Origin of the sequence: Steroidobacter sp. (assembly GCF_016790065.1) — a bacterium.
Classification (GTDB): Bacteria; Pseudomonadota; Gammaproteobacteria; order Steroidobacterales; family Steroidobacteraceae; genus Steroidobacter.
The window spans coordinates 1-9,859 of sequence record NZ_JAEUPY010000484.1 but is presented as its reverse complement, the minus strand read 5'-3'; the positions used below and the strand labels follow the sequence as shown (position 1 = coordinate 9,859).

General features: G+C 61.9%; 10 protein-coding genes and 1 tRNA gene. 3 read left to right on the top strand and 8 right to left on the bottom strand.

Going from position 1 to position 9,859, the window contains the following annotated elements:
* The 3 genes from JNL55_RS19980 to JNL55_RS19970 all read right to left on the bottom strand — a co-directional run.
* The coding region (locus JNL55_RS19980) for an alpha/beta hydrolase-fold protein (RefSeq protein ID WP_293857769.1) at positions 1–229 on the bottom strand (229 nt) is incomplete at its 3' end.
* An 84-nt stretch (positions 230–313) separates the two neighbouring features.
* Positions 314–389 (bottom strand) — tRNA-Thr (locus JNL55_RS19975).
* Positions 390–509: 120 nt separating this feature from the next.
* Positions 510–983: a Fur family transcriptional regulator gene (locus JNL55_RS19970; protein ID WP_293857766.1), complete on the bottom strand. Its 474-nt coding sequence runs from the start codon at positions 981–983 to the stop codon at positions 510–512.
* A gap of 172 nt (positions 984–1,155) precedes the next feature.
* Here JNL55_RS19970 and JNL55_RS19965 point away from each other — a divergent pair, with 172 nt between their 5' ends.
* On the top strand, positions 1,156–1,713 hold the full coding sequence (locus JNL55_RS19965; RefSeq protein WP_293857763.1) for a GspH/FimT family protein: 558 nt from the start codon (positions 1,156–1,158) through the stop codon (positions 1,711–1,713).
* Between the two features lie 16 nt (positions 1,714–1,729).
* Complete coding sequence (locus JNL55_RS19960) at positions 1,730–2,185, top strand: hypothetical protein (protein WP_293857760.1); 456 nt, start codon at positions 1,730–1,732, stop codon at positions 2,183–2,185.
* On the opposite strand, the gene ispH is transcribed toward JNL55_RS19960, so the two are convergent.
* The 5 genes from ispH to murJ are packed head-to-tail and all read right to left on the bottom strand — an operon-like array spanning position 2,178 to position 9,109.
* Positions 2,178–3,143, bottom strand: a complete 966-nt coding sequence (ispH, locus tag JNL55_RS19955; protein ID WP_293857757.1) for a 4-hydroxy-3-methylbut-2-enyl diphosphate reductase — start codon at positions 3,141–3,143, stop codon at positions 2,178–2,180. The two genes, JNL55_RS19960 and ispH, sit on opposite strands and share 8 nt — an antisense overlap.
* 30 nt (positions 3,144–3,173) lie before the next feature.
* Positions 3,174–3,722, bottom strand: a complete 549-nt coding sequence (lspA, locus tag JNL55_RS19950) for a signal peptidase II (RefSeq protein ID WP_293857754.1) — start codon at positions 3,720–3,722, stop codon at positions 3,174–3,176.
* 10 nt (positions 3,723–3,732) lie between these two features.
* Positions 3,733–6,537: an isoleucine--tRNA ligase gene (gene ileS, locus JNL55_RS19945; protein WP_293857751.1), complete on the bottom strand. Its 2,805-nt coding sequence runs from the start codon at positions 6,535–6,537 to the stop codon at positions 3,733–3,735.
* A 9-nt stretch (positions 6,538–6,546) separates the two neighbouring features.
* Positions 6,547–7,473: a bifunctional riboflavin kinase/FAD synthetase gene (locus JNL55_RS19940; protein ID WP_293857748.1), complete on the bottom strand. Its 927-nt coding sequence runs from the start codon at positions 7,471–7,473 to the stop codon at positions 6,547–6,549.
* A 52-nt stretch (positions 7,474–7,525) separates the two neighbouring features.
* Positions 7,526–9,109 (bottom strand): murein biosynthesis integral membrane protein MurJ, encoded by a 1,584-nt coding sequence (gene murJ, locus JNL55_RS19935; RefSeq protein WP_293857746.1) that lies wholly within the window; start codon positions 9,107–9,109, stop codon positions 7,526–7,528.
* Between the two features lie 302 nt (positions 9,110–9,411).
* Here murJ and rpsT point away from each other — a divergent pair, with 302 nt between their 5' ends.
* On the top strand, positions 9,412–9,678 hold the full coding sequence (gene rpsT / locus JNL55_RS19930; RefSeq protein WP_293857743.1) for a 30S ribosomal protein S20: 267 nt from the start codon (positions 9,412–9,414) through the stop codon (positions 9,676–9,678).
* Positions 9,679–9,859: the final 181 nt, after the last annotated feature.

The following is a 9,859-nucleotide window of genomic DNA, read 5'->3' as shown; positions in this document are numbered from 1 at the left end:
CGTCCGCATCCAGCAGATACAGCACGGGATACGAACGATTCGACTGGGCGTAGTGGTCGGGTAGACGGATCAGCAGTCGGCGCTCTTCATTCAACGTCACCGACCAGATGCGTTTGACCTGGCCGGCCACCACCGCCGATTCGATCTGATTGTCGGCCGCGTTGGCCGTCATCGACATCGCGCCACTCAGCGCGGCGAACAACACCCACAGTCCCGCTCGGAATCTCACATTCATTTCCCTTGGGCAGTCTTTGATGCGCCCGCCACTCACCCGAGCCCGGGAGTTTTTTTGTGTCGGAAGTGCTTAAGGAGATGGTGCCGTCTCGCGGAATCGAACCGCGGACCCACGCATTACGAATGCGTTGCTCTACCAGCTGAGCTAAGACGGCACCGGCAAAACCGGATGCGGCACCGGACGGGCCGGTGCGGCGGGGTGCGAAGTATAGGGGAAGAAGTTGCGAGCGAACAGGCGCCCGGCCCATCGAATCGGGGCCCAGGTCGACTTGGAGTCAGGCGCTCTCGGTCGCGGGGCGTTTCCGGCGCAGACGAATCACCACCTCGATGGCCTCCGCCTCCATGCCTTCGGGCAATGTCGGGAAACGGCTGAATGCGATGTCGTTGGGGTCGATGTCCTGGAACTCGCCGGTTTCCAGGTCATGGAAATGGTGATGGGGCGCGATGGTGGAGTCGTACACCGAGCGCTCCGGATCCAGATGGATCTGGCGCACCAGGCCGCGCTGGGCCAGCACTTTGAGGGTGTTGTACACCGTGGCCTTGGACACCCGTTCGCCGCCCCGGCGAATCTCCGCCAGGATTTGCTCGGCCGTCATGTGGGTGGGCGCCGCCATCAGGATCTCGGCCACCCGCACCCGCTGATGGGTGGGCTTCAGGCCATGCAGATGCAGCTGTTGGACGATCCGCTCGCGGGCCGGGGCCTGTTCGGCGAGCTGGGGCTGGGGTTGGGCGCTGTACTCGGAAGTCACTTAAGAACCCGCCACTGAAAAGTCGGGGCAAATACCCAGGGCGACACTCTGGAGCCGAGCATACCTCGGCCTTTCGCGGGAGGCGAGAAACTCGGCAAAAAAGCCGAAATATCGACGCTTAGGGGCAGGCACGGACCGTTATGTTGGCTGCCGGCAAAGCGAGGGACCGCACGTGCATGGAAGCTATTCTTATTCGACTCGCAGTGGCGGACTCACGCTGCTGGAGTTGCTAGTTACCCTGACCGTCGCCGGGGTGCTGCTCGGGCTCGCCGTGCCTGGCTTCACCAACCTGTGGCTCGACTCGCAGCGAACCGTGGCTGTGAACGGTTTGGTCCACGACATCTTCCTGGCTCGCCACGCGACGGTCAGTCATGGCCGTCCGGCGAGCATCTGCGCCTCGCGCGACGGCCTGACCTGCACTAATCAAACGAGCGACTGGCAACTCGGCTGGATGGTGTTCCTGAACCTGGATCAGGATGACCCGCCGGTGCGCGACGACAATGAACCGATACTCGCCGTTCAAGCCGCCTGGCGCGGCGGCTCGATCACCTCGAACCGGCGGAGCTATTCTTTTCGGCCCATCTACAACGGCGTGATCAACGGCACTGTGGTGTTTTGCGACCGTCGCGGTTCAGAGCATGCCCGCGCCATCGTCATCAACAACGCCGGTCGCCCGCGCATCGCGACCCGAGACAGTGACGATCGCCCTTTACGCTGTCCGTTCGGATAGCCATCATCAGTACCGTATGGGAGGACCAATCGCGAATCGCCGCTACGCGCGCGGCTTCAATATTGTCGAGATTCTTGCCGCTTTGTTGGTGATGGCCGTCGCCATCGTCGGCATCGCCGCGCTGTATTCCGACCAAACGCATATTCCGCCCGACGCGCGCTTGCCGCTACGAGCCGCCCAGCTTGCGGAAAACATGGCCCAACGGATTCGCTCCACTGCCGAAGGCCGCGACGGCTTCGCGACCACGGTCGGTGTGATTTGCGATGAAAAGGCAAAGACGCCGTTGCCCCAAGACAAGGCCGCCCAAGTCGCCGCCTGTTGGGAAGACGAAGTGGAACACTCGCTCCCCAGTGGTCTCGGCTCCATCTCCCGAGACACTGCCATGACTCCCGCCAGTTACGTGGTCGCCGTCAGCTGGTCAGCGCCCGGCACGGGTGCTGCTTCGTATGTGACGAGAGTGGAGATTAGATAGTTTGTTTCGCTGTCTGCGGCAGCGGCACGCGCAGCTCACGCGGCAGACTGAAAACCACATTCTCCACTTGGCCCTGGAGATGCTCGGGCGCCAGACCGCCCCACTCTGTTAGTTTAGCGACGACGCGCTCCACCAGAATTTCAGGAGCAGACGCGCCCGCCGTCACACCGACGACTTTCTTAGCGACGAACCATTCCCGCTTCATATCCTCGGGACCGTCGATCAGATATCCCGGAATCCCGGCCTTCTCCGCAATCTCACGCAAGCGATTCGAATTCGAGCTGGTCGGCGAGCCGACCACCAGAATGATGTCGCAGCGTTCGACCAAGCGCTTCACCGCATCCTGGCGATTCTGAGTCGCGTAACAAATATCTTCCTTGCGCGGCGTCGTCAAAGTCGGGAACCGGTGCCGCAAAGCATCGACCACCTTCTGGGTATCGTCCACCGACAACGTGGTCTGAGTGACGAACGCCAAACGCTCCGGCTCTTTGACATCGAGATGCTCGACATCCTCCGGCGTCTCCACCAGCAGAATGCGTCCGCCGTACTGAGCATCGAACTGGCCCATCGTGCCTTCGACCTCGGGATGACCTTCATGCCCGATCAAAATCACTTCGCGGCCTTCGCGCGCATAGCGCGAGACTTCCATGTGAACCTTGGTCACCAACGGACAAGTCGCATCGAACACTTTGAGATCGCGACGACGCGCTTCGTCCTGAACCGCCCGCGCCACACCGTGCGCACTGAAAATGACAGTGGCGTCGTCGGGGACTTCATGCAGCTCTTCGACGAACACTGCTCCCAGGCTGCGCAAGCGCTCAACCACGTAGCGGTTATGCACGACCTCATGTCGCACATAGATGGGCGCGCCGAACAACTCCACCGCGCGCTCGACGATGTCGATCGCCCGGTCGACACCGGCGCAAAAACCGCGGGGATTGGCGAGAAGAATCTGCATCGTTACTTAACCACCACTACTTACCCACCACTATTTACCTGGGGCCTGCGGCGTCCCGTCAGCAGAGCGGCGATCATGGCCGCTCTCCAAGAAAGCATCGATGAGCAAACAAGCGGCACCAATGGAGATTGCCGTGTCCGCAATGTTGAACGCCGGGAAATCCCAAGTGCGCCAATTGAAGTAGATAAAGTCAACGACGTAGCCGTGCATGACTCGATCGATCACATTGCCCAGCGCACCACCAAGCACCAGCGATAGGCCGATGGCCAGAATGGTTTGATCCGAGCGAATGCGCCGCAGCCAGATCATCAGCGTCAAACTCACCACCACCGCCAGCGTGATGAAGAACCAGCGCTGCCAGCCCGACGCTTCCGCCAGGATGCTGAATGCGGCACCAGTGTTCTCCAGATACACGATGTCCAGAATGGGCAACAGCGCGATGCTGTCCTGAAGTTTCACAGTGCTGATGACCAAAGCCTTGGTGGCTTGATCCAGGATCACCACGAAAAACGACAACCAAAGCCAGTTGCTGCCGCCCCGCGTGGGCGTGAACCAGACTTTTGCCAAAGGGTTGGTCATTGCATCAACCTCAAGTAAAGCGCCGTTGCTCGCCGGGACCATCCACGTTGGTCACGCAGCGGCCACACAGTTCCGGATGCTTCGAATCCTGGCCCACATCGGGACGTTTGTGCCAGCAGCGCACGCACTTCACCGCCGTGGTCGGCTTGACTGCGATCCAAGTCGTGTTGCTCTCGCCTTCCACCGCCGCAACCGCGTCGGCAGGACGAGTATCGGCCGCATGCACCCGCGCAGCTGAAGTGATGAACACGAACCGGAGTTCCTCGCCGAACGACTGCAACGTTTCGAGCAACGGCCCTTGGGTGTACACATCGACTTCCGCATCCAACGGCGCACCGATCGAACCGGCGTTGCGCAGCTTCTCCAACTCGCGCGAGATGGCGCTGCGAACGTCGAGGATGGCGTCCCAATCGATGGCCGGCCGCTGAATCAGTTCCTTCGGCAATTCGAAGAAGGTGTCGAAGAACACCGACTCGCCGCGAGCACCCGGCATATAGCGCCAGATCTCTTCAGCGGTGAACGACAGGATCGGTGCCAGCCAGCGCGTCAACGCCTCGGCGATATAAAACATCGCGGTCTGCGCCGACCGACGCGGCAGACTCTTCTTGCCGGTGGTGTAGACGCGATCCTTGACGATGTCCAGATAGAAGCCGCCCAGGTCGACGCTGCAGAAGTTATGCACCTTCTGATAGATGAGGTGGAACTGATAGCTGCGATACGCCGCGATCACTTCTTCCTGCAGCTGCTGAGTGCGCCACACGGCCCAGCGATCCACTTGCACCATCTCGTTCGCCGGCACCTTGTCGGTCGCCGGATCGAAGCCGTCGAGATTGCCGAGCAGGAAGCGCGCCGTGTTCCGGATGCGCCGATACGACTCGGCAACGCGCTTCAGGATTTCATCCGAGAGCGCCATCTCGTTAGCGTAGTCAGTGGCAGCAATCCACAGACGCAACACGTCGGCGCCGAGCGTGCCGATGACTTTCTGCGGCACGACCACGTTGCCGAGCGACTTGGACATCTTGCGTCCCTTGTCGTCGATGGTGAAGCCGTGCGTCAGCACTGCTTTGTAAGGCGCGCGATCGTGCTGAGCCACCGAGGTCAGCAGCGAGCTATGGAACCAGCCGCGATGTTGATCCGAGCCTTCCAGATACAGATCCGCCGGCGCGAACACATCCTCGTGCATCTTCGGCACCGAGTGATGCGCGACACCGGAGTCGAACCACACGTCCATGATGTCGGTGACCTTCTCGTATTCATCGGCTTCGCCACCGAGGATCGCGGCCGGATCGAGATCGAACCACGCATCGATGCCGCCCTCTTCGACGAGCTTGGCGACCTCTTCGACCAACTCGACGGTGCGCGGATGCAGCTCGCCGGTCGCTTTGTGAGTAAACAAAGCAAGCGGCACGCCCCAGACGCGCTGGCGAGAGATACACCAGTCCGGACGATCCACCATCATGCTGTTGATGCGGTTCTCGCCCCAGCCCGGCACCCACTTCACCTTGGCGATTTCGCGGATCGCGCCTTTGCGCAGACCCGCCTGTTCCATGCTGATGAACCACTGCGCCGTCGCGCGATAGATCACCGGCGTTTTGTGACGCCAGCAATGTGCGTAACGGTGATTGAGCTTGGTTTCATGCAACAGCGCGCCGCGCTCTTGAAGCACCTCGATCACATGTTTATTGGCATCGAACACGCGCTCGCCTTCGAACAGCGGGGTGCCCGCGACGAATCGACCGTCGCTGCCGACCGGGTTGTAGACCTCGAGTTTGTATTTGAGGCCGACCTCGAAGTCTTCCGTACCGTGGCCCGGTGCGGTATGCACAGCGCCCGTGCCGTCGTCGATGGTGACGTGACCGCCCAGGATCACCGGCACCACGCGCTCGTAGAACGGATGTTGTAGCTGCAACCCTTCGAGCTTGGCGCCATCGACTTCGGCGAGCGTCTTGTGACTTTCCACGCCTGCTCGCTTCAACACGCCTTCAACCAGCGCCGTAGCCAGCACAAGCAATTCGCTGCCGGTATCGACCAACGAATAACGGAACTCAGGGCCGAGCGCGACCGCCTGGTTGGCAGGCAGCGTCCACGGGGTGGTCGTCCAGATCACGATGCTGGCAGGCAACTGCAGCGCCGACACGCCGAAGCGCTTGGCGAGATCGCTGCCATCCTTCACGCCGAAACGCACATCGAGCGCCGGCGAAGTTTTGTTTTCGTACTCGACTTCCGCCTCAGCCAACGCCGAGCGACAGTCCAGACACCAATGCACCGGCTTCAAGCCTTTATAGACGTGACCGTTGCGCAAGATGTCCGCGAACGCACGCAGTTGTTCGGCTTCGTACTTCGGCGCCATCGTGATGTACGGACGATCCCAATCGCCCATCACGCCGAGGCGTTTGAAGTCCTCGCGCTGACCGTTGATTTGCGACTGCGCGAATTCGCGGCACGCCTGACGGAATGCGCGAGGATCGAGCGACTTCACTTCCTTGCCGCGTGTCTTCTCGATCTGATGTTCGATGGGCAGGCCGTGACAATCCCAGCCCGGCACGTACGGTGCGTCGAAGCCGTCGATGGAGCGCGACTTGACCACGATGTCCTTCAACACTTTGTTGATGGCGTGGCCGAGATGAATGGCGCCGTTCGCATACGGCGGGCCGTCTTGCAGAATGAACTTGGGCCGGCCCTTGGCAATCTCACGCAGCTTGGCGTAAGTCTGGGCTTGTTCCCAATGCTTCAGCACATCCGGCTCGCGGCGAGCCAGATCCGCCTTCATCGGGAACTCGGTCTGCGGCAGGTTGATGGTTTGCTTATAGTCCATAACTGAAATTCACGAACCCAAAATCTGCCGCGCTTCGGCGGCGTCTCGATTGATCTGTTCAATCAACGCATCCATGTTCTCGAACCAGCGCTCCTCGCGCAGGTAAGCGATGAAGTCGACGTGCAACTGCCGGCGATACAAATCGCCGCTGAAGTCGAACACGTGCGCTTCCAACAACAGCTCCTTGCCGTTCACCGCCGGGCGCGTTCCCAAACTCGCGACGCCAGGCGCATCGTGCAGTCCGGCGCCCGTCACGCGAATCGCGAAGATGCCGGCCACCGGCGTCGCGCGACGCTGTAACCGCAGATTCGCGGTCGGAAAGCCCAGCTTGCGACCGAGCTTCTGGCCATGGATCGCTTTGCCGGTCATGCGATACGGACGACCCAGCAATTTCGCGGCCCGCGCCATGTCGCCGACTGCCAGCGCCTCGCGGATCGAGGAACTGCTGACGCGCTCGCCATCGACCTCGAACGGCGGCACCACCGTCACCTCGAAACCAGCAGCGGCTCCGAGCGAGCGCAAACAATCGAGGTCGCCCTGATTGTCGCGCCCGAAGCGGAAATCGTGCCCTACCACGATGTGGCGGGCACCGAGCGCTTTTACCAGTACCTCGTTCACGAAGTCCTCGCGACTGAGGCGGCGCATGCAATCGTCGAAGCGCAGGCAGACGAAACGCTCGACCCCGTAGCGCTCCAGCGCTTGATACTTTTCGCGGAAGCGGGTCAGCCGGGCCGGCGGCGTGCCTTTGGCGAAAAACTCGCGCGGCGTCGGCTCGAACGACAATAAAGCCGCCGGCAAGCCGTACTCGGCCGCACGCTCGCGCAACACACGGATCATCTCCTGATGCCCGAGGTGGATACCGTCGAACGCGCCGATCGTCAGCACGCAACCACGCTGCCGCGTGCGCAGGTTATACAGGCCCCGAATGAGCTCCACCGCGGCCCCTCGTGCTCCGCCAGTCCAAGAAATCGCTACTAGAAGCGAGCCATTATAGGGGAGTCGCGGGCGGCTGCAGTCGGAACTGGCCGGCGCGTACGCCCATCGCCCACAAAGCCGCGAAATAAATCGCGATTCCGCCGGCCACCAGGCCCGCCAGCCAGACGATCCGCTGCAGTTTCGGGGTAGTCAGCCAGGTGGCAATGTCGCCCCCGAACCACCACAGGAACGCCGCCATCAGCGTGCTCGCCACCACGATCCGAATCAGCAGCCCGCGCAGCGCCTGCCCCCGGCGCAGCACCTGAGTGCGCACCAGACCGGTGTAGAGCAGGACAGCGTTCATGATGGCCCCGACGCCGTTGGACAGCGCCAGCAGCGTGTGCGCCCCCGGCGTCTTCAGATTCCCGGTGAACCATAGCCCGGCCACGACCAGCACGTTCAGGATCATGGTCACGCCCAGCGCGCGCATCGCGACTTTCACCGGCCCCTTGGTGTTCTGCTTCGCGTAGTAGCCGGTGGCGAGCACCTTGATCATGCTCCAGCCCAACAGCGCCAGCGAGAACGCCATCAGCGCGAGACGAGTCATCTCGACATCGCTCGCCCGGTAATGGCCGTAGTGATAGATCGCGACCGTCAGCGGCCCGGCCAGCGCAAACAACGCCACCGACGCCGGAATCACGATCAAACAAACCAGGCGCACGGCCCAAGCCAGCGTCGCCGAAAACTCATCGGGCGATTCTTTCGCGTGCTGCGAGGACAGACTGGGCAGGATCACCGTCGCCAGCGCGATGCTGAACACACCGAGCGGAAACTCGACCAGCCGATCCGCGAAATACAGCCACGTCATGCTGCCATCGGCCAGCAACGACGCGATGCCCGTGCTGATCATCACGCTCAACTGCCCCATCGACGAGCCGATGATGGCCGGGCCCATCAGCTTGCCGATGCGCTTCACGGCTTCGTGCTGGTAATTCCAGTGTGGGCGACGAATCACGCCGAGCTTGATCAGCGCCGGCAGCTGAATGAACACCTGCAACAGACCGCCGACGAACACACCCACCGCGAGCGCCACGACCGGCCGCTCGAAATACGGTGACAGCCAGGCCGCGAACAGAATCATCACCACGTTCAACACCACCGACGTGAACGCCGGCAGCGCGAACCGCTGGTAACTGTTGAGCACACCGCCCGCGAGCGCGGTCAGCGATACGAACAGCAAGTAAGGGAAGGTCCAGCGGAGCATCTCGACCGCCAGCTCGTACTGCCCGGCTTCTTTGGCAGCGAATCCCGGCGCGCAGATGTAGACGATCAGCGGCGCGGCCAGCACGCCGAGGATGGAAAGAATCGCGAGGAATCCGCCCAGCGTGCCCGCAACCGAATCGACCAACTCGCGCACCTCCTCGGTGCTGCGCTTGGTCTTGTACTCGGCCACCACCGGCACGAACGCTTGCGAAAACGCGCCTTCGGCAAACAGCCGCCGCAACAGATTCGGGATCTGATTGGCGAGGACGAACACCTCCATGAACACCGACGGAATGACCGTCGCGTACACCACGTCTCGCACCAGCCCGGTGATCCGGGACAGCAGCGTGGTAATTCCAACGATGGCGGTACTACGGAAAAAGCCTCGACTCATGGCTGGCCGGGCTCGGATGAAAGGGGCTGGGGGCGCGTCATATCGGGCCGCAATGGTAGAGAAGAAGCTGACGGCGTGCTCAGGCACTTCAGAGCCGAGGTTCGCGCACAATCCTGGCCAGGCGCCGGCAAATGGCCGCGCTTGCCGGCCGGCATGGTGTCCAATTGTGGGCAAAGAGCTGGGCCGGCCGGGGCCGCGACCAGCAATTCGCGAAAATTCCTGGCCGGCGGACCACTTTGCCCTTGCTATAACGCCGGACGGTCGGCAGAATTCGCGGCCTCTTTTTTGGAGCCTGTAAGACCGTGGCCAATATCAAGTCAGCCGAGAAGCGCGCCCGCCAGACCGTCAAGCGCCGTGCCCGTAACGTGGCTGGCCGTTCCAAGCTGCGTACCGCCATCAAGAACGTGGTGAACGCCGTGGAAGCCGGTGACAAGGCCACTGCCGCTGCCAAGCTCAAGGCCGCCGGCCCGATCATCGACTCGGCCGTGAACAAGGGCCTGATCCATCGCAACAAGGCCGCTCGACATAAGAGCAGCTTGAATGCACGCGTGAAGGAGCTGTCGGCCTAAAGCCGATTTCGCTTCAGACGAATACGAAAAAGCCGGGCAATGCCCGGCTTTTTTATGGGTCGCGAGCTTGGCGGAGGCGTCAGCCAGCCTCAGCCTCGCCAGGCGCGTCGATCTCTTCCAGCCGCTTCATGATGGTCTCGCACAGCTCTTCCGTGCCCAGCCGCGCCAAGCCGGAGAGCCG

Excerpts from the sequence above, each read along its gene's own strand:
- ileS (WP_293857751.1), bottom strand. The coding sequence starts at position 6,537 with ATGGACTATAAGCAAACCATCAACCTGCCGCAGACCGAGTTCCCGATG.
- murJ (WP_293857746.1), bottom strand. The coding sequence starts at position 9,109 with ATGAGTCGAGGCTTTTTCCGTAGTACCGCCATCGTTGGAATTACCACG.
- ispH (WP_293857757.1), bottom strand. The coding sequence starts at position 3,143 with ATGCAGATTCTTCTCGCCAATCCCCGCGGTTTTTGCGCCGGTGTCGAC.
- JNL55_RS19960 (WP_293857760.1), top strand. The coding sequence starts at position 1,730 with ATGGGAGGACCAATCGCGAATCGCCGCTACGCGCGCGGCTTCAATATT.
- lspA (WP_293857754.1), bottom strand. The coding sequence starts at position 3,722 with ATGACCAACCCTTTGGCAAAAGTCTGGTTCACGCCCACGCGGGGCGGC.